General features: G+C 66.1%; 14 protein-coding genes. 4 read left to right on the top strand and 10 right to left on the bottom strand.

The window, feature by feature from the left end; translation table 11 throughout:
* The 7 genes from KVF90_RS00315 to KVF90_RS00285 all read right to left on the bottom strand — a co-directional run bounded on the left by KVF90_RS00315 (position 1) and on the right by KVF90_RS00285 (position 9,112).
* Entirely contained in the window at positions 1-1,053 is a 1,053-nt protein-coding gene (locus KVF90_RS00315) for a DUF3667 domain-containing protein (protein WP_264392858.1), read from the bottom strand.
* 66 nt (positions 1,054-1,119) lie between these two features.
* Positions 1,120-1,851 carry a ParA family protein gene (locus tag KVF90_RS00310; protein WP_264392857.1) on the bottom strand — a complete coding sequence of 244 codons (732 nt, stop codon included), beginning with the start codon at positions 1,849-1,851 and terminating at the stop codon, positions 1,120-1,122.
* Positions 1,852-2,083: 232 nt separating this feature from the next.
* A complete protein-coding gene (gene rpoZ / locus KVF90_RS00305; protein ID WP_264392856.1) occupies positions 2,084-2,428 on the bottom strand; it encodes a DNA-directed RNA polymerase subunit omega in 345 nt (114 codons plus the stop codon).
* A gap of 96 nt (positions 2,429-2,524) precedes the next feature.
* Entirely contained in the window at positions 2,525-3,706 is a 1,182-nt protein-coding gene (locus KVF90_RS00300) for a M14 family metallopeptidase (protein WP_264392855.1), read from the bottom strand.
* A 14-nt stretch (positions 3,707-3,720) separates the two neighbouring features.
* Entirely contained in the window at positions 3,721-6,771 is a 3,051-nt protein-coding gene (locus KVF90_RS00295) for a TonB-dependent receptor domain-containing protein (protein WP_264392854.1), read from the bottom strand.
* A 2-nt stretch (positions 6,772-6,773) separates the two neighbouring features.
* On the bottom strand, positions 6,774-7,727 hold the full coding sequence (locus tag KVF90_RS00290; RefSeq protein ID WP_264392853.1) for an alpha/beta hydrolase: 954 nt from the start codon (positions 7,725-7,727) through the stop codon (positions 6,774-6,776).
* The gene (locus KVF90_RS00285) at positions 7,724-9,112 is read right to left on the bottom strand and encodes a dicarboxylate/amino acid:cation symporter (protein ID WP_264392852.1); all 1,389 of its coding nucleotides are present in this window, start codon (positions 9,110-9,112) and stop codon (positions 7,724-7,726) included. Before KVF90_RS00285 ends, KVF90_RS00290 begins: the two co-directional genes overlap by 4 nt.
* Positions 9,113-9,323: 211 nt before the next feature.
* On the opposite strand from KVF90_RS00285, the gene KVF90_RS00280 reads away from it, so the two are divergent.
* The 4 genes from KVF90_RS00280 to chrA all read left to right on the top strand — a co-directional run bounded on the left by KVF90_RS00280 (position 9,324) and on the right by chrA (position 14,774).
* Positions 9,324-10,991, top strand: a complete 1,668-nt coding sequence (locus tag KVF90_RS00280) for an ATP-binding protein (RefSeq protein WP_264392851.1) — start codon at positions 9,324-9,326, stop codon at positions 10,989-10,991.
* On the top strand, positions 10,988-12,319 hold the full coding sequence (locus KVF90_RS00275) for a sigma-54-dependent transcriptional regulator (protein WP_264392850.1): 1,332 nt from the start codon (positions 10,988-10,990) through the stop codon (positions 12,317-12,319). The genes KVF90_RS00280 and KVF90_RS00275 overlap by 4 nt, the downstream gene beginning before the upstream one ends.
* A 31-nt stretch (positions 12,320-12,350) precedes the next feature.
* Positions 12,351-13,271: a hypothetical protein gene (locus KVF90_RS00270; RefSeq protein WP_264392849.1), complete on the top strand. Its 921-nt coding sequence runs from the start codon at positions 12,351-12,353 to the stop codon at positions 13,269-13,271.
* Positions 13,272-13,424: 153 nt separating this feature from the next.
* Positions 13,425-14,774: a chromate efflux transporter gene (gene chrA / locus KVF90_RS00265; protein ID WP_264392848.1), complete on the top strand. Its 1,350-nt coding sequence runs from the start codon at positions 13,425-13,427 to the stop codon at positions 14,772-14,774.
* A gap of 33 nt (positions 14,775-14,807) precedes the next feature.
* Here chrA and KVF90_RS00260 read toward each other — a convergent pair whose 3' ends face one another.
* The 3 genes from KVF90_RS00260 to KVF90_RS00250 are packed head-to-tail and all read right to left on the bottom strand — an operon-like array spanning position 14,808 to position 18,900.
* Positions 14,808-15,611 (bottom strand): lipid II flippase Amj family protein, encoded by an 804-nt coding sequence (locus tag KVF90_RS00260; protein WP_264392847.1) that lies wholly within the window; start codon positions 15,609-15,611, stop codon positions 14,808-14,810.
* 44 nt (positions 15,612-15,655) lie between these two features.
* Positions 15,656-16,429 (bottom strand): sulfite exporter TauE/SafE family protein, encoded by a 774-nt coding sequence (locus KVF90_RS00255; protein WP_264392846.1) that lies wholly within the window; start codon positions 16,427-16,429, stop codon positions 15,656-15,658.
* 29 nt (positions 16,430-16,458) lie between these two features.
* Positions 16,459-18,900 (bottom strand): TonB-dependent receptor, encoded by a 2,442-nt coding sequence (locus KVF90_RS00250; protein WP_264392845.1) that lies wholly within the window; start codon positions 18,898-18,900, stop codon positions 16,459-16,461.
* Between the last annotated feature and the right edge of the window lie 87 nt (positions 18,901-18,987).

Below are 18,987 nucleotides of genomic sequence, written 5' to 3'. Positions count from 1 at the left end.
TCAGAACGCGCCCAGCACACCCAGGATCAGCACGAACAGCATCACCACAATCTGCATGCAGAATAACAGCACGCAAAAGCGCCAGAAGGCTGAGAAACGGCTCAGCCCGTATGCGTGGCGCAGCTGCTTGTAGAGGTGCAATGGCGCGCCCACCACGAACAGCAGAAACGCCCAGCCAGCTCCGTCAGGAATGGTGCTGATGATCGACATGACGATGAACAGCAGCGACATGAAGCTGAGCGAATAGGTGACGAACACCGCGTGGTCATAGGCCTTGAACTGCCGTCGCCATGCGAACATCAGCCACAGGAACGGCACCGATAGCGGGATCAGCAGCCAGCTGAACTTGTACCCGTTCGCCTGCAGCTTGTAGAGCATCAGACCGGGGTTTTTCTTCCACTTCTCAACCAGATGCTCATCAAACCACGGAACGCCCGTCTTGACGTTGACGCCTTTCTCCGGGGCGCTTGCTCCGGTCGTCCCCTGTGCCAGCACAAAGTTGAGGCCTTTGAGCTCCTTGTCGATTTGTGATCGCCGCTCGCTGGTGACAGGCAGAGCCGCTCGCTCTTTCTCCAGCGCGTTGATCTGGTTGCGCACCTCGGTCTTGGCCGGATTGTCGCTGTCCGATCCGAACAGGTCATTCGCCAGTTCGGTCGGCGCGCCGATACCCACCATCTGGAATACCGCGAACATCGCGAAGACGGTGAACAGGAACATCGCCATCGGGCTGACGAATTTTGCCCGTTCACCTACGACATAGCGGCGCGTCAACTCGCCCGGCTTGAACGCCAGCAGGGGCAGCGTCGCCCAGAGCTTGCCGTCGAGGTGCAGCACGCCGTGCATGATGTCATGGCCGATCGCGGCGAGGCTGCGGTGGATATGCGCCTTCTGGCCGCACTGGGGGCAGAAGTGGCCCTGATAGCTGGTGCCGCAATTGCCGCAGGTGACGGGGCCTGCTGGGTGACCCGCTGTCTCGCCAGCGCCCGGTTCGACGGCACGGCCAAACAGGCCGCCTTCGATGACCGTTCCGATGCTGTCGCCAAATCCGCTCATCGCCTGCGCCCCTCCGGCTCCGAATGGCGGTGGTTATAAGCCGAGTTTCCGCACCTGCGAAAGCGGCTATTTCTGCGCCAGCTTCCGTTCGATCGCGGTCCAGAGTTGGGTGATGGCGCGCGCTGCCGGAGAGCGCGGGGCGAAGGCGCCTACCGGCTTGCGCTCCACCGCGCATTGCTCGACTGCGCTGGCCAGCGGGATCACGGGCCATTTCGGGTTCGCCTCACGCGCCTCGCGGTGGAGGGTGCGGCGCAGGTCGATCATCGACAGGACAGGGAGGATCGGCGGATGGCCCTTGCCCTGACCGCGGACCTCCTCGACCACCACGTCCAGCGCGCGGGCGGACAGGGGGGAGGGCGGCAGGGGGACAATCACGACATCGGCGGCGCGGATGATCTGGGCGCTTAAGGTGTTGAGAACAGGCGGACAATCGAAGATGATCCGGTCATATTCCTTGGCCAGTTCCGCCGTCAGTTTGGCGATCCGCTTCTTCTTGCCGAGCCGGTCCAGTTCGCGGTCCAGCGACCGGATGCTTTCGTCAGCGGGCAGCAGGTCGAGCCCGGCATAGGCGGTTGGCACGATCAGCTTGGCGGGATCGCTCCCTTCGGCGAAGATACTGTCTGCGCTGCGTTTCTTCCGGGGGTCCACCCCCAGCAGGAAGCCCGATCCGCTTGACGCATCGAGGTCCCACAACAGGGTCTTGCGGCGCGAGATGCTGGCCGAGCACCATGCCAGATTGACCGCCAGCGTGGTTTTGCCGACCCCGCCCTTGACGCTGTAAACCGCAATCGATGCCATGCGTCTGCGCTGCCCCCATGCTGCCGCGACTTTGCCGCTGTGAAACGGGTTAACGTTCATCCGGAGGATGGCAAGCCGCGGGCAAAGCCGGTCAAGAACCGGTCAAACGGGGGTCAAAGTGGGGTCTTGAGGGGGTCTAACAGGGGTCTAGAGGGGGCCAAACCCACCCTGGATGACCCATGAAAATCACCCAAAGCATTGAAGCGAAAGCATAAGCTTCCGCTTGCAATGCTTACCCGTCGTAATCGCTGCCAAGCGAGGAAGTGCGCGCCGGTGCCGAGGCGGTGATGCGCAGCGCTTCGGCCGACTGGCTGAGCGAGCCGATTTCGTCGGCCTCGTCCTCGTCATCGGGGAGAATCTTCTGCAAGCCCGTGACCAGCGATTCATGCAGACCGCCAGGCGTCACAGTCTCTTCGGCGATTTCGCGCAGCGCCACGACCGGGTTCTTGTCACGATCGCGGTCAATGGTCAGCTCGCTTCCGCCCGAAATCTCGCGCGCACGCTGTGCAGCGAGCAACACCAGGTCGAACCGGTTCGGAATCTTGTCGACGCAATCTTCAACGGTAACGCGTGCCATGGGCGGCCTTTTTTCAGAATCGCGAGGGATCGGGAAGCGCGCGAGGTAGGCGCGGGGGGGCGAGAAGTCAAGGAAAAGGGGGCGTCCGGCCCCGCTTCACTCTTCCAGACTGGCGAGGGCCGGAAGCAGCCCGACAGCCAGCTCCCGCGCCGCCTTGCGCGCAGCGTCCCGGTCCGCCACGTCGCCGACCTCGTAGGTATAGGCCGGGATCGCATAGGTGGCGTGGAACCAGTTCTTGGCCGTGCCGCTTCCGGGATTGGCGTTGCGCGGTTCGATGGTGAAGGGATAGCCGGCAAAGGCCGCTTCACGCCCGCCCAGCCATGCGGCAAGGAAGCGCGCCTGCGCCGGGCTCGCTTCGTCACCCTGCACATAGAACAGGTTGCGCCCCGTCGAGTGGAAGTCGACCATCAGGACCGGACGCACGCCTGCGGGCAAGGCATCCAGCCACGCCTTTACGGCCCGCGTTTCGGGCTGGGTGAATTCGCCCCAATCGCGGTTGAGATCCACCGCGCCGCGATTGGCGCGCCAGTGGCCGCGCGCCACACCGTCGGGGTTGAGCATCGGCACCACCAGCACCTGCACATCGCCCAGCGTGTCGGCACGTTCTGCCAGCGCATCGACGAAGGCTTCCATCGCGATGGCGCCGGTCACTTCGGGCGGATGCTGGCGGCCAAGCAGTACCACCAGCCTGGGCGCATCGGCGCGGCCCAGCCGGATCGCGTGGATCGCGCGGCCATCATGCGAAGTGCCAATCGTGAACACCGGCGCGCCGCCCAGCGCGCTCCATGCCTCAAGGTTCGTTTCGTTGTTGATCGGCGTGATCAGTTCTTGCGCCGCGACCAGCCCTTCACCCGGCGGCAGATCGAAGCTTGCGCTTTCCCCTTCGGCATTCACCGTGGCGGGCAGTTCGCGCCATGTGGCGCCGTCCGCGCTCAGCTTGGGGGCATAGCGATGCGCCCCTTCGATATAGCGCAGCGTCACCCGTACCGGATCACCGCCCGCCGCTGTGTAGCGGAAGGCATACCACGGGCTGGGATTGATCGGCGGCGCATGCTCGGGGCTGACCAGCAGGGTAAAGTCGCGCGCGCCTGTGACGGCGCAAGCGAGCGGCGGCGCACCTGCGAAGTCGAAGGCGATGGTGACCGCGGCGGTGCGGCACGCCGCGATCGGCGCTGTCCCCGTCCGCGCTGCGATCCCTGCTGGCGGCGGCGGTGCCGAAGCACACGCCCCCGCCAGCAGGGCGAGACCGGCCCATACGTATCGCTTCACGATGCCCATGGGCGGCAGGCCTCTCAGAAGTTCTTGCGCAGTTCAACCCGGAACACCCGTCCACGGGCCGAATGCAGCGCGCTGAAGAAGCCGAGTTCTTCGTCTGCGAGCGGCGGGTCCTTGTCGAACAGGTTGTTGACGCCAAGCCGGATGCGGGTGCCGTCCAGCGCGCCGTCTTCGAAGGTGTAGGCCACCGCGAGGTTGAAGGTCAGGAAATCGTCCACGCGGAAGAAGTTGATGTTGGGATCATCCGAGGTGAACGGCACGTCGCGGCTGACGCTGGTGTCCCACACCTGCCCGACATATTGCGCGAACAGCGACACATCGACCGGGCCGCTGCCCCAGTTGACCGAGCTGCTGAAGCGCCACTTGGGCCGCCCTTCGACTTCAAGCAGCTGGCCGAGCCCGCCCACGGTGACTTCCGCCGGCAGCACGCCAGCGGCGATCCCGTCGAGCAGTTCCTGACCGTCAGCGCCTGCCGACTGCACGAAGCCGACCAGTCGCGCCGCGTTGAAGCGCAGGCGGAAGTCACCCGCGCCGAAATCGGGCACGTCGTAGAACAGTCCGAAGTCCCAGCCCTTCGATACGCGGCTGTCGAGGTTGAGATAGGGATCGTTGACCAGCAGGATCTCGCCCGCCGGGGCAAGGCCGGTGCCCGCAAACAGTGCGATCTGCTCTGCCGAAGGCGTGTCGCGGATCACCGCGGGGTTGCTACCGCCGTCAAGACGCCGCAGCAGATCGAGCGCGATGGCGTTGTCATCGCCGAAAGTGCCAACCAGGCCGGTCTGCTTCACCCGCCAGTAGTCCGCCGTCAGGGTCAGGCCGGGGATGAAGCTGGGTTCGAGCACGATGCCCAGGTTGATGCTCTCGCTGTCTTCCGGCTCGAGCTGATCGGTGCCCGAACGGAAGCTGATCACCCCTTCACCCGGACATACGCCGAGATTGGCGAGCTGCCCCTTGGCGACCTGCGCCTGACAGATCACGAAGTCATCGCGGGTGTTGGAACGGGTGGTGCCTTCGTCATTGACCTGCACGAGGTTCGGCGCGCGGAAGCCCTGCGACCACGCCCCGCGGAAGGTCACGCCGGGAATGGTGGTCCATGACACGGCGACGCGCGGGACGATGGCGGTCTGGTCGATGTCGCGGAAATGCTCCATGCGGCCAGCAAGCTGGAGGTTCAGTGCCTCGACCAGCGGAATGTCCATATCCTCGCTGACCAGCGGCACGAAGGTTTCGGCAAAGGCCGACCACACATCGCGCGTGCCGCGGGTATCGGGCGAGGGGCTGGTGCCGACCACGTCGCTGCCGAAGGTCACGCCGGGGATGACGCTATCGGTCCAGGTGATGGTGCCATCAAGCCGCGGGTCGCGATCGTCGAAGAAGGTCTCGCGCCGCCATTCGATCCCCGCCGCGATCCCGACATCGCCGCCGGGCAGAGTGAGCAAGCGGGAATTGCTGACCTTGAAATCGGCCAGTGCAAGGCTGGTGCCGCCCTTGCGGAACACGCTGATGCGGAACGGATCGATCGAACTGGCGGGGTTGGGGGTGCAATCGCCATTACCCGGATCGCCGGTCACGCAGCCGCCGTTGAAGGGGTTGTAGGCGTCCGGCGTCGACCGGTTGATCGCCTGCTGGAGCAGCGTGAGCGAGACGCGGTTGCCTTCAAGATCGGTGGTCCGGGCTTCGGAATAGACGAAGCCGGTGTCGAAGTCCCACGATCCGAAATTGCCCTTCAAACCGGCGACGAGGCGATAGGAATCCTTGTCGACCGAAACCGTGCGGTTGCCCGCATCGACGAAGCGGTACCGCTCCATGATCACGTCCGCGCCGGTGGTGGGGATGGAGGTGCCGTCGATGCGGTTGGGGTTGGTCGCGCCGCCGGGGAAGGTCACCGGACCGAACGGGTTCCAGTAGGCATTGCGGCTGATCCCCACCGGCACTGCGCTGAGGATCGCGGCCGGGGTGATGTTGCGTTCGCTTTCCGAGCGGTAATAGCTGCCCTCGAAATAGGCTTCGAGGCTGTTGCTGAACTCGTAATTCAGCAGCGCCATGGTGTTGATGCGGGTCTTTTCGCTGATCAGCGTGGTGCCGAAATTGGTGTTGTAACGCACCGGCACATCGGGCGTGATGCCGGGGCGCATGCACAGCCCGTTCGGCAGGTTGATGCGGCAGCCGGTCTGGGTGGAGGGCTGGTAGTAAAAGTCGTCATCCGCCAGCGGCGTCCGGTTGGTGGGCGCCTGAATGTCGAACTGCCCGAACGGGCCAAAGGTGTTGCGGTTGTTGAACTGGGTGTCGCCTTCGAACGGCGTGCCCACCACCAGCGAACGGCGGTCATCATCGGCGGCATAATCGCGCTCGGACGAGGGCATGCCGGTTTCGTGGAAATAGCCGCCATAGACGGTGAAGTTGGCCTTGCCCCCGGCAAAATCGAAGCCGTAGCCGCCCGCGACCGAGGTGGTGTCGAGGCTGGTACCTTCCGAGGTGCGGAACTCGCCTTCGATGAAGCCGCCCTTGCGGTTGCCGCGCAGCACGGTGTTGACCACGCCCGCCACAGCATCCGCGCCGTAGATCGCCGAAGCACCGTCGCGCAGCACTTCGATCCGGCGCACGGAACCCGGTGCGATTTCGTTGGTGTCGGGGCTGACCACGGGGACCAGCAGTTCGGTCTGGAAGCCGGGGTTCAGCACCATGCGGCGGCCGTTGATGAGCAGCAGCGTGTTGCCGGTGCCAAGATCGCGCAGGTTGATCGAGGCGGCATCGCCGCGCGCGTTGTTGACGGTGGTGTCGTTCTGTTCGTTGAAGGCGACCCCGCCCGCCTGCGGGATCGAGCGGAACAGCTCGTCGCCCGAGGTTGCCGCGACGTTGGCGATGTCGACCTCGTCGAGCACGGTGACGGGCAGGACATCATTGATCTTGGCGCCCTGGATCTGGGTGCCGGTGACGATAATCTCGCGCGAGACATCGTCTTCGGGCGCGGGCGCGGCAGGATCGGCCTCTTGCGCGTGGGCGGCGGTGGCGGCGATCAGGCTGCTGCCGCACAGCAGGACAAGCCTGCTCAGGAACTTCCTCGACATGGTTATTCTCCCCGTTTTTCAGTAATTTTGAGTGATTGCGCCCAGTGGGCGAAAAGCCCCGGCCATTGGCTGATGACCTGTTCCGGCTGACCCAGCCCCCATCCGTGCCCGCCGTCGCGGAACAGGTGCAGTTCCGCGCTCGCCCCGGCGGCAATGAGGGTCTGGAACAGAAGGATGCCGTGCCCCGGCGGCGTGGTCGGATCGTCGGCGGCGGCAAAGATGATGGTCGGCGGTGCGTCCTTGCTCGCATAGGTATCGAGCGACCACGCCGCCTCGGCCTCGGGCGTCGCCTTGTCACCCACGATCTCGCGGCGGGTGCGGGTGGTGTCGTAGGGCTTGCGCAGGGTGACGACCGGAAACAGCAGCACCGCAAAATCGGGCCGGGCCGAGACATGCTCGAAACGGTCGCGCCCTTCATAAAGCGCGCGGGCGGGCTGGTAGGCGGTGAAGCCCGCCAGATGTCCGCCTGCCGAAAAGCCCATGATCCCGATCCGCTGCGGATCGATGCCGAATTCGCCCGCGCGGGTGCGGATGATCTTCATGGCCCGCTGCGCATCCATGAAGGGCGCGCTGGAATCCCAGCCATCATTGGGCAGACGGTAGAGCAGCTCGAACACGGTGAAGCCCTGACCGCGCAGCCACTCGGCGGCGGGGGTGCTTTCCTTCTTGAGCTGGATGCGGAAGTAACCGCCACCGCCCGCCACCAGCACGGCAGCGCCGTTCGGCACGGCCGGGCGATAGACGCGCATCCGCGGCGTCGCGATGTTCGAGATCGCGCCCAGACCGCTGCCTTCGCCGCCGATCTTCTCCTCGCCGGTGACCTTGCCATTGCCCGGCGGGGTGCCCGGCCACAGACGGATTTCCTCGAGCGGCGCGGGCGTTTCTGCCGCCAGCGGCAGCGCCGGGGCCAGCAGCGCCAGCGCGGCGGCCAGCGCAATGATCGCGCGGCGGATCACGGCGTCTTCTCCAGTATGTCGGCGATCTTTTCGCTCACCGGCCCGCTGCGCTCGTGGCGCTCGATATCCTCCTCGGGAAGCGGCATCGGCGATCCCGCCAGCGCCGCTGTCAGCCGTTCGCGGTCGAGCGCGCCTTCCCAGCGTGCGACCACGATCGTCGCCACCGCATTGCCGACGAAATTGGTCAGCGCGCGGCATTCGCTCATGAAGCGGTCGATGCCGAGGATCAGCGCCATGCCCGCCACCGGCACGCCCGGCACCACAGAGAGCGTGGCGGCAAGGATCACGAAACCCGATCCCGTCACGCCTGCTGCTCCCTTGGAGCTGATCATTGCCACCAGCACCAGCGTCAGCTGCTCGCCGAGGCTCAGTTCCACCCCCACCGCCTGCGCGATGAACAGCGTGGCCAGCGTCATGTAGATATTGGTGCCATCGAGATTGAAGGAATAGCCGGTCGGCACGACCAGCCCGACCACCGCTTTGCGGCACCCGGCGATCTCCATCTTCTCCATCAGGCTCGGCAAGGCGGCTTCGGATGAGGATGTGCCCAGCACCAGCAGCAGTTCTTCGCGCAGGAAGCGGATCAGCGCGAAGATCGAAAAGCCGTTAAACCAGCCGACCAGCCCCAGAACCACCAGCACGAACAACAGCGAGGTGACGTAGAACGTCGCCACCAGCGCCGCGAGATTGGCAAGGCTGCCGATCCCGAATTCGCCGATGGTGAAGGCCATCGCCCCGAAGGCTCCGATGGGCGCAAGCTTCATCAGCATGTGCACCAGCTTGAAGACGACCTCGCCGAATGATGCGAGCACATCCATCACCAGATCACTCGCCGGACGGGTCATGGCGATGGCCACGCCGGCCAGGATCGCCACCAGCAGAACCTGCAGGATCTGCCCGTCGGTCACTGCGCTGAACAGGGTGTCGGGGATAATGCCCAGCAGGAATCCGGTGATGCTCGTCGCTTCGGCCTTGTCGGCATAATCGGCGACAGCGGCGGTATCGAGCGTGGCCGGATCAATGTTCAGCCCTTCGCCCGGGCGCACCACGTTGCCGACCACCAGCCCGATGATCAGCGCCAGTGTCGAGAAGGTCAGGAAATAGGCGAAGGCCTTGCCCGCGACCGAGCCGACCGCCTTCATGTCGCGCATCCCGGCAATGCCGGTGGCAACGGTCACGAAGATCACCGGCGCGATGATCATCTTCACCAGCTTGATAAAGCCATCGCCCAGCGGCTTCAGCGCGGCGCCGAATTCGGGGAACAGGTGGCCGACCAACGCGCCTAAGGCGATGGCGGTCAGCACCTGCACGTAAAGCTGGCGATAGAACGGCTTGCGCGCAGGCACGCCATTCGCGTCCTGTATCGTGGCTGCGTGCGAACCCATGGGCTAGCCGTGTCCTCCCCTGCTTTATCTCTCCGCGCGGGACAATCGAGCCTCGCTCGCCCAACCGCAAGCGCTGCTTGTGGAGGGCGGGAGTTGCTCGAAATCAGAATGTTACGGCAGCACTGGTGTCGCTTTGTGCGGAATTCCGCACAAATATGTTGCGTCCTGTGCGGAAAAACGCACAAGCAGTGTCAGGGAAGGGGGCGTTCGCATGGCAAGGCAGGTCACGCTGGGGCGCCGCTATCTGGTGGCGATCGGACTGGTGGCCCTTGCCCTGCTGGCCGCACTGGCCATGCTCGTCCTTGATCGCGCTGTGCGGGTCAATGCGCTCGCCGAGACCCGTGCCGCAGCGACCAGTCAGGCAGCCATTCTTGCCGCCGGGCTGGAGAGCGAGCTCAACAAGTTCAGTCTGGTGCCGCGCGTACTGGCTGTCGATCCCGAGGTCGCCGCGCTGCTGGGCGGAGAACCGGGCGGCAGCGCGGTGCTGAACCGCCGCCTTGCCGCGCTGGCCGGTCAGACCAATGCGGCCGCGATCTATCTGATGGATGCGCGCGGGATGACCTTGGCCGCGAGCAACTGGGACCGGCCGGACAGCTTCGTGGGCTCCAATTATCGCTTCCGCGGTTATTTCAGCGGTGCGCTGAAGGATGGCACTGCGAGCGAGTTTGCGCTGGGCACGGTCAGCCGCCGCCCGGGGCTTTATCTTGCCGAGCGGGTCGGCCCCGCCAGCGCGCCGCGCGGGGTGGTGGCGGTGAAGGTCGAATTCGACAGCCTCGAGACCAAGTGGCGCGATGCCGAGGATGGCGTGTTTGTCACCGACAGCGACGGGATCGTGCTGCTTGCCAGCGATCCGGCATGGCGGTTCCGGGCGACGGAAGATGCCGGAACCCGCAATCCGGCGCGCAATGCGATGCGGTTTGGCGCGGCCGAGCTGAAGCCTTTTGCCCTGCCCGGCGGGGATGCCGGATCGCCGGTGCGGATGATCGAGAAGATCCAGCCGATTGCGCCGACGGGGTGGGAGCTGCACCTGCTCGCCGATCCCGCGCCGCGCCTGTCGGTCGCGCTGGCCAATGGCCGGCTGGCGGGCGTGATCGTGCTTGCGCTGCTGGGGCTGGCGGGCGCGGGGGGCTATGTGTGGCGGCGCCAGCGCCAAGCCCGCGCCGCTGCCGAGATCGCGGCCCAGACTGCCACCTTGCGCGAACAGCTTCAGCAGGCCAACCGGCTCGCGACACTGGGGCAGGTCACCGCCGGGCTGGGGCACGAGATCCGTCAGCCGCTCGCCGCGATGCGCGTCTATGCCGAGAATGGCGAGCGCTTGCTGGCCGCTGACCGGCAGGCCGAGGCGGCGGAGAATTTCGGCAAGATTGCCCAGCTGGCCGGGCGGATCGGCGAGATCACGGCCGAACAGCTCAACTTCAGCCGCCGCTCTGCCGAGGAGCCGCGTGATATCCGGCTGGCGGACGTCATCGATGGTTCGCTGCTGCTGCTGCGCGACCAGATCCGGCACAAGGAGCTGACGCTGGAACGCCCCGCCGCAGACCTTGCCGCGACCACTGTCCGCGCGCGGCATGTCCAGCTGGAACAGGTGCTGGTCAACCTGCTGCAGAATGCGGTGCATGCCTGCGCGCCGGGTGGCCGGATCGTGCTGGCGATCACCACCAGCGCGCAGACCGTCAGCCTTAGCGTCACCGATGACGGGCCGGGGGTCAGTCCCGAGGTCCGCGACACGCTGTTCCAGCCCTTCGTCACTGCCAGGAGCGACGGGATCGGGCTGGGCCTTGCCATCGCGCGCGACATCATGCGCCAGCTGGGCGGCGATCTGATCCACGCCCCCAGCGCCACCGGCGCGTGCTTCATCATGGAGATACCCGCCGCATGACCGCCGCCGCTCTGCCGCTTCGGGTTGCGCTGGTCGAGGATGATCCGCCGCTGCGCGATGCTACGATGCAGACCCTCGCGCTTGAAGGGGCCGAGGTGGTGGCTTTCCCCGATGCCCGCGCCGCGCTCGCCGCGCTTGATGCCGACTTCCCCGGTGTGGTGGTTAGCGACGTGCGGATGCCCGGGATTGACGGGATCGCCTTCTTCGCGCGGCTGCGGGAGATTGATCCCGATCTGCCGGTCATCCTCACCACCGGCCACGGCGATATCGCCATGGCGGTGGCGGCGATGAAGAACGGTGCGGCCGACTTCCTGACCAAGCCCTATGCCTCTGCCGATCTGATCCGCGCGGTGCGCAGCGCGAGCGAACGGCGCGCGCTGGCGCTGGAAAACCGGCGACTGCGTGAGGAAGCCGGGCGCAGCGTCGGTCTGGCGGTTCCGGGCTCCTCGGCAGCGGCGCAGCGGCTGCGGTCGGTGATCGAGGGGGTCGCGCGTTCGGAAATCGACGTGGTGCTGACCGGCCCGGCCGGAACCGGCAAGAGCCACGGCGCGCGGCTGATCCATGACCTGAGCCCCCGCCGCAGCCGGCCCTTCGTGGTCGCCGATGCCGGGGTGCTGGCCCACGAGGATGCCGAACTGCTGCTGTTCGGGCGCGATCCGGGGGCGGGGCCGGCGGGCGGGGGCCTGTCGCGCACCGGCCTGATCGAACGCGCCAATGGCGGGACGCTGTTCCTTGACGAGATTGCCGCGGCCAGCAGCGTGCTGACCGCGCGGCTGGCGTCACTGATGGAGAAGCGCGAGGTGTGGCCGATTAGCGCATCGCAGGCGCGGCGGCTCAATATCCGCATCATCATCGCAAGCGCGGGCGAGCAATCCCGCGAAAATGACCGCGATCCGCTGTGGCACCGGCTGGGCGCTGTGCAGATCGCCTTTCCCCCGCTGGCCGAGCGGCGCGAGGATGTGCCCGAGATCTTCCGCCTGTTCGTCGCCGCCCACGCGCGAGAAACCGGCCTGCCCGCACCCTCCATCGGCGAAGCGCAGTGGCGGCATATCCAGTCGCATGACTGGCCGGGCAACCTGCATGAACTGAGCGGCTATGCGCGTGCTTTCGTGCTGGGTCTGTCGGATATCGACACGCCCGGCACATCGCTGGCCGGGCAGCGTCCGTTGCAGCAGATCGTTGCCGATTTCGAACGTACCGTGCTCGAAGACGCGCTGCGCCAGTGCCGCGGCGATATCGCCACGCTGCAGGCGATGCTGCAAACGCCGCGCAAGACCATCTATGACAAGCTGACGAAGTATGATCTCAAGCCTTCGCACTTCCGATGAACGCGGTAAGGCCAGCCGGATTGGATATGGAATGAAGCACGCTGCCTCCTTTGCGCGGTTGCTCCGCACTATGATGGCGATGATCCTCCTCGCCGGGCTGGCTGTGCCGGTGGCCACAACCGCTGCCGGGCCTGTGGCGGAAACGGGTCGTGGGCGCTTCGTCTTCTCGGGCTGGGAAGGGCCGCCGCTGCCGGTGTGGTATCAGCTGCCCGAGGAGGTCACGCCCGAAACGCCGGTGGTGGTGGTGATGCACGGCGTGAACCGCGATGCCGATCGCTACCGCGACGAATGGTCGGAGCTGGCGCGGGAACAGCGCTTCATCGTGATCGTGCCCGAGTTCAGCAATGCCGACTTTCCCGGATCGGGGGGCTACAACACCGGTTTCTTCACCAATGCCGACGGCACCCCGCGCCCGCGCAGCCTGTGGTCCTTTGCCGCGATCGAGCCCCTGTTCGACGACGTCCGCCGCCGCTTCGGCACCGCTGCCGAGCGCTACACGATCTACGGCCATTCGGCCGGCGCGCAATTCGTCCACCGCTTCGTGATGTTCATGCCCGAAGCGCGGATCGAGCAGGCGATTACCGCCAACGCCGGATGGTACACCATGCCCGACCCGGCGCTTGCCTTTCCCTATGGCACCAAGGGCGCGCCGATCACCGGCGAGATACTTGCCGCCGCCTTGGCAAAGCCGCTCACCGTGCTGCTCGGCACGGCAGACACCGATATGGCCGATCCCGATCTGCGCACCACGGAAGAGGCAAACCGGCAAGGACCGCACCGCTTTGCGCGCGGGCAGAGCTTCCACGCCGAAGGGCGCGCGCTGGCCGAGCGTCTGGGGACGCCCTTTGGCTGGCAGATCGATTTCGTCCCCGGCGTCGGCCACAAAAACGGTCTTATGGCGCAGGCCGCTGCCAGGCTCATCGCCGTGCGCAGTGAAGCGCAGGGGAAGTAGAGCGGCCAGAACTGCGTGCTTGCACGGCCCCGCCGCCCCGATTATCTCCCTCGCCACGGGGCCCAGCAACCTCCCGTCCAGGCCGAGAAAAGCCCAAGCGTTGCCTCGTCATCATCCCCTGACGCGCGCGTCAGGGCTCTTTGCGAGGTAGGCATGGCCGAATTGGACGTATCGCATTCCGCGTCTCGGGCGGGGGACACTCCCGAAACCATCGCATTCTCCGATCTCCTGCGCGTGTTCACGCGGATCGGCTTCCTCAGTTTTGGCGGACCGGCCGGACAGATCGCGCTGATGCACCGCGAGTTGGTGGAGGAGCGGCACTGGGTGGCGGAGGAGGATTACCTTCACGCGCTCAATTTCTGCCACCTCCTGCCGGGGCCCGAGGCGCAACAGTTGGCGACGTGGATCGGCTGGCGGCTGCATGGCTGGCGCGGAGGGCTGGCGGCCGGGCTGCTGTTTGTGATCCCGGGCGCTTGCATCATCCTTGCGCTGTCGGTGCTCTACGCACTGGCCGCGAACCTTGGCTGGGTTGCCGCGCTGTTCCTCGGCGTGAAGGCTGCGGTGCTGGCGATTGTGGTGCAGGCGTTGCTGCGGATTGCCGGACGTGCGCTCGATACGAACCTCAAGCGGGGACTGGCGGTCGCAGCCTTTGCAGGGCTGTTCCTGTTCGATCTTCCCTTCCCGCTGATCGTGTTGGGATCGGGGCTGATCGGGATCGCGATTGCCCGGACGCGGCCCGATTGGCTGGCGTTGAAGCCCGGCAAGGCGGGCGGCGCGCTACCCGCGCGGCCATGGCGCACGACCATAATCTCGGTGCTGGTGTGGGGCGCAATCTGGGCCGCGCCGATGGCGCTGATTGCGGCGACGCTCGGGCAGGATCACGTGCTGTGGCAGATCGGCGCGTTCTTCTCACAGCTGGCGATCGTGACCTTCGGCGGCGCCTACGCGGTGCTCGCCTATATGGCGCAGGAGGCGGTGCAGGGCTTTGGCTGGCTTCAGGCGGGCGAGATGGCGGACGGGCTGGGGCTGGCCGAAACCACGCCGGGGCCGCTGATCCTCGTGACGCAGTTCGTCGGCTACCTCGCCGCGTTCCGTGCGCCCGAGCCCTTCTCGCCGCTGGTAGCCGGATTGCTGGGGGCGGGGCTGACGACCTGGGTGACCTTTGCGCCGTGCTTCCTGTGGATCTTCGCCTTTGCGCCATGGATAGACCGGATGGGGCAGGCGGTGTGGCTTAAGGGCGGTCTGGCGGCGGTGACGGCGGCGGTGGTCGGCGTTATTGCGAACCTCACCGTGTGGTTCGCGCTGCACGTGCTGTTTGCCCGCGTCGGCGAGGTCGAGGCGGGGCCGCTGCGGTTCGATTGGCCCGAGCTTGCAAGCTTCGACTGGCGCGCCGGGCTTCTGGCGGCGCTCGCCTTCGCGTTGGCTTTCGGGGCCAGGTGGGGCGTGCTGCGACTGCTCGGCGTGTCGGCGCTTGGCGGCCTTGCGCTCAGCCTTGCTGGTTAGAGCACTTCCCGACCGGAGTGGTCGGGAAGTGCTCTAGATCCAGCCGGCGGCGTAAGCGATCACCACCGCGGCAGGCACCAGCATCACCTGCGCCAGCAGCGTGCCCGCCAGACGGCTGAGCGAGACCCAGATCATCGCACGGCGGAAGGTCGCCTCGCTCACCGAGCCATCGACGACATCGTCGGTCAGCGCGGAAATCTGCGGGTCGATCAGCGCGAACAGCAGGATCGTGGCAAAGCCGTTGACGATCGCGGTCATCTGCGAGGCGGTGACGCGGAATTCGGGGACGAGATAGCCGGCGTAGAGCGATGCGATCACCCCCACCGCCAGCAGCGCCTGCGCCAGCGCGTTGGCGATCAGCACCGACCAGCTCACGCCGCGCGGGCCTTTCAGCGAACGCAGCGTCTCGCCCGAGGGGAGCGCGACTGAATCCCGCAAAGTCCCGAGGCCTGCGGGCGTCATGCTGCGCAGGATCAGCTTGGTGGTCGAACGGTTGGTCTGGAAAAAAGTGATCGCCGCGGCAAAGACCCGCTGCCCGGTCGGCACCAGCACGATCCCCAGCGCCACGGAAGCAGCGGCGGCGAACAGAACCAGTCGCAGTTCCCAGATCAGCGCGTCTCCCCCGCCGCTTGTCAGTGCGGTCTCGATCCGCTTGGCAAGGAAGGGGCCAAGGAACCCGTTCGAGGTGCGCGAGACCAGCAGCAGCACGTTGAACAGCGCAAACGACAGGGCGATGCGTCCGGTGCGCACGCCCGCGATCCGCGCCGCATAGGCGAGCGCGCCAATCAGGTTGATCACGCCGGTCAGCGCGCAGATCAGCAGCAGTTCGGTGTCCATTCCGGCATCCCTCGGCGTGGAAGAGCGGCCCTAGATAATCGGCCCTAGATAATCGGCCACGCCTTGGCGATGCTGTAAGCGCTGGTGATGATCAGCACCAGTGCCACCGCGAGCAAAAGCAGGCGCGGCTGCACCCGGCTCGCCAGCAGCGCGCCGAATGGCGCGGCGACCACGCCGCCGATGATCAAGCCGCCGGTGATGATCGTGAAGGCTGCCGGGCCGAGGGTGATCAGGAAGGTGATCGAGATCGACAGGGTCAGCAGGAATTCGGCGGTGTTGACCGTCCCGATGATCTTCCTCGGATCGCCGCCCTGGATCAGCAGGTTGCTCGTCACAACCGGCCCCCACCCGCCGCCGCCCGCCGCGTCGAGGAAGCCTCCGGCCACGGCGAGCGGGCGGGTGTAGCGCGGGTCTTCGAAGCGGGGCTTGGCCATCCGGATCGCGCGCCACAGGAGGTAAAATCCGATTCCCGTCAGATAGATCATCACGAAAGGCCGCGCCGCCGAGGCATCGACATTCGACAGGACATAGGCGCCCGTCACCCCGCCCAGCACGCCGTAGGGCACCAGCCGCCGGAACAGCCCCCAGTCGACATTGCGGTGCCAAGCATGGCTGAGCCCCGAAGCCCCGGTGGTGAACAGCTCGACCAGATGGACACTGGCCGATGCGCTTGCCGGGGGCACGCCCATGGCGCTCACCAGCAGGGTCTGCGTGGTAACGCCGAAGGCCATGCCCAGCGCCCCGTCGATCATCTGCGCTGCAAAGCCGATGGCGATGAACGGCGCGATGTCGATCAGGAGCTGGATAATGTCGGGCATGAGGCGGTCCTCTCTGCTTGTGGCAGCGGTCAGAAGGTAATGCTGGCGGTCGCGCCCCATGTGCGCGGATCGCCGGGCAGGCCTGCGATCAGCCCGGTATTGCCGGGGCCGACGAACAGCTGCTCGAAGTAGTTCTCGTCAAACGCGTTCCTGACCCAGGCAAAGATGTTGAGCCCATCGTCTGAACGGAAACCAAGGCGGAAATTGGACAGGTGGTAGCCGTCCACGAAGGTATAGGCCGAAGGCGAGGGGTTGGACGAGAAGTTCGACCGGTACGATCCGTCATAACCCAGATAGGCCTCGCCGCTTTTGCCGAGGAAGGTGGCGGGCACATTGCCCTCCGCCCCGAAGGAGAACGCCCACTTCGACACGCCGGGCAGGCGCTGGCCGGAGATGTCGCAATTGGCCGGGCTGATCCCCCCGGGCGTGCCGGGGGCGGAAGGGGTCTGGCCAGCGGTCGCCGTGGTGCCGCCCGCAAGTTCCGGCGGGCAGGGCGCATCGACAAAGCGCACGTACTTCGCATCGGTGTAAGCGCCGCTCGCATAGGCGGTGAAACGCTCGCTCGGGCGGATGTTGAAGTCTGCTTCGATCCCCTGCGAACGCACCTTGCCCGCATTGGCGAGGAACCCGCGCAAAACCCCGAACTGGCCGTTGTTCACCGTCGCCTGATAATCGCGGATGTCGGTGCGGAAGGCGGCCAGGTTGAAGGTCGCGCGGCGATCCCAGAACCGGGTTTTCAGGCCCAGCTCGAAATGATCGACCTTTTCCGGGCGGATCGTCCCTGCCGCTGCAATCGGCTGGCCATTCGCGTCGGTCGGAAGTCCGTTCTGGTTGATCCCGATGGTCTTGAAGCTCTTGGCATAGGTGCCATAGGCCAGCACATCGGGAGCCAGCTCGTAACTCAGCGTGAGGTCGTAAGTGAGGTTCCAGTCGGTGTCCTCAGGGCTGCTCACCTGCGGCTGGAACACCGCCAGCTGTGCGCGGGATCGCGCGTCGGTCTCGGTGCCGGTCAGTTCCGCCCCGGTGCCGGTGAACACGCGGCGTTGATAGAACCCCGCCTTCCTGTCGTAGTTGAGCCGCGCGCCCGGCTGGATGGTGAAGGCGTCCGTCACCTTCCAGCTCAGCTGCCCGAACAGGGCGAGGCTGGTGCTTTCAAGCGACTGCGTGTTGCGCGCGGTCAGCCCGTCGAGCACGGTCGGGTCGAGCGACAGGGCATTGCCCGGCGCGATGTTCCAGCGGCTGGCGGCGCGGCCCTGCGCTTCGGTGCCCTGTGTGTCGATCCGCTGGTCGAAGGCAAAAGCGCCGAGCACGAAGTCGAATGTATCGCCGGTGTAGGCGTAGCGAAATTCCTGCGTGTACTGGTTCTGCTGCGAAGGGTTCTGCGACAGGGCCACGATCGACAGCCCGGTAAAGTCGCGGTCGTTCTCCGGCTTCCAGTCCCAGTACCGCCACGCGGTGACCGAGGTGAAGGTGCCCGGCCCGATGTCCCACACCAGCCGCAGCGATGCGCCCGCGATCACGTTGCCCGCGTTGAGCTGCGAGTCGAGATCGGTCACGCGGTCGAAGGGATTGTCGCTGGGCGGCGCATAGTTCTGCGCGGCGGCGAGTGCGGCAAACTGGCGGTTCAACGGGCGCTGGGTCGCGCCGGTGCGCACGAACACCGATCCGCAGCAATTGGCGTCCTGCTTGTTGTAATCGCCGACCAGCGTGATCTTGAGGTTGTCGGCGGCCTCCCACAAGACCTGCGCGCGCACCCCGAGATTGTCGAGGCTCTGGATGTCCTGCCCGGTGGTAAGGTTGCGGATTGTGCCCCTGCGGCTTGTGCCCGAGAAGGCGACGCGCGCCGCGACATTTTCCGAAAGCGGGCCGGACAGCGCGAGCCGCGCCTGCCGGAACTCGTAATTGCCGAGGCTCAGCTCCGCCCGCCCTTCGAAATCGAAGCTCGGCTGGTTGGTGGTGATGTTGATCGCGCCCGCGGTGGTGTTCTTGCCGTAGAGCGTCCCCTGCGGCCCGCGCAGCACTTCGATCTGGGCGACATCGAGGAAGTCGAAGGTCGCCGAAGCAACGCGCGAATAATAGACGTCGTCGACATAGATGCCGACGCCCTGTTCGAACCCGTCGCTGGTCAGGCCGAACGGCACGCCGAGGCCGCGGATGTTCACCGCCGTGTTGCGCGGGTTCGAGGAATAGAACTGCAACGTCGGGGCAAGCTGCTGGAGCCGGTTGACGTTGAACGCTCCGGTCTCGTCGATTTGCTTGGCGTCGATCACCGACACGGCGAGCGGGATGTCCTGCGCGCTTTCGGAACGGCGGCGGGCGGTGACGATGATGTCATTGCTGTCCTGCTCCTGTGCGTTGGTTTCGGTGTTCGTCGGTCCGGAGGCGTCGTTCTGCGCTGCGGCATGGGTAGCAAGGCTTGCGGCCCATGCCGCGCCGAGCAGCGCGGCGCTGCGGGTGGAAATCGGATACATTGTGTCTCGCCTGAAAAAGCGGGCAATGCATCCGGCTGTCCGGTCTGCGGGTCCCTGTTGGTTGGTTCGTGAAGCGGTGAGGCCTGC

The organism is Porphyrobacter sp. ULC335, from assembly GCF_025917005.1.
Taxonomy (GTDB): Bacteria; Pseudomonadota; Alphaproteobacteria; order Sphingomonadales; family Sphingomonadaceae; genus Erythrobacter.
This window is presented reverse-complemented; position numbering and strand designations above follow the sequence as displayed.

Excerpts from the sequence above, each read along its gene's own strand:
- KVF90_RS00315 (WP_264392858.1), bottom strand. The coding sequence starts at position 1,053 with ATGAGCGGATTTGGCGACAGCATCGGAACGGTCATCGAAGGCGGCCTG.
- KVF90_RS00310 (WP_264392857.1), bottom strand. The coding sequence starts at position 1,851 with ATGGCATCGATTGCGGTTTACAGCGTCAAGGGCGGGGTCGGCAAAACC.
- rpoZ (WP_264392856.1), bottom strand. The coding sequence starts at position 2,428 with ATGGCACGCGTTACCGTTGAAGATTGCGTCGACAAGATTCCGAACCGG.
- KVF90_RS00300 (WP_264392855.1), bottom strand. The coding sequence starts at position 3,706 with ATGGGCATCGTGAAGCGATACGTATGGGCCGGTCTCGCCCTGCTGGCG.
- KVF90_RS00295 (WP_264392854.1), bottom strand. The coding sequence starts at position 6,771 with ATGTCGAGGAAGTTCCTGAGCAGGCTTGTCCTGCTGTGCGGCAGCAGC.
- KVF90_RS00285 (WP_264392852.1), bottom strand. The coding sequence starts at position 9,112 with ATGGGTTCGCACGCAGCCACGATACAGGACGCGAATGGCGTGCCTGCG.
- KVF90_RS00280 (WP_264392851.1), top strand. The coding sequence starts at position 9,324 with ATGGCAAGGCAGGTCACGCTGGGGCGCCGCTATCTGGTGGCGATCGGA.
- KVF90_RS00275 (WP_264392850.1), top strand. The coding sequence starts at position 10,988 with ATGACCGCCGCCGCTCTGCCGCTTCGGGTTGCGCTGGTCGAGGATGAT.
- KVF90_RS00270 (WP_264392849.1), top strand. The coding sequence starts at position 12,351 with ATGAAGCACGCTGCCTCCTTTGCGCGGTTGCTCCGCACTATGATGGCG.
- chrA (WP_264392848.1), top strand. The coding sequence starts at position 13,425 with ATGGCCGAATTGGACGTATCGCATTCCGCGTCTCGGGCGGGGGACACT.
- KVF90_RS00260 (WP_264392847.1), bottom strand. The coding sequence starts at position 15,611 with ATGGACACCGAACTGCTGCTGATCTGCGCGCTGACCGGCGTGATCAAC.
- KVF90_RS00255 (WP_264392846.1), bottom strand. The coding sequence starts at position 16,429 with ATGCCCGACATTATCCAGCTCCTGATCGACATCGCGCCGTTCATCGCC.
- KVF90_RS00250 (WP_264392845.1), bottom strand. The coding sequence starts at position 18,900 with ATGTATCCGATTTCCACCCGCAGCGCCGCGCTGCTCGGCGCGGCATGG.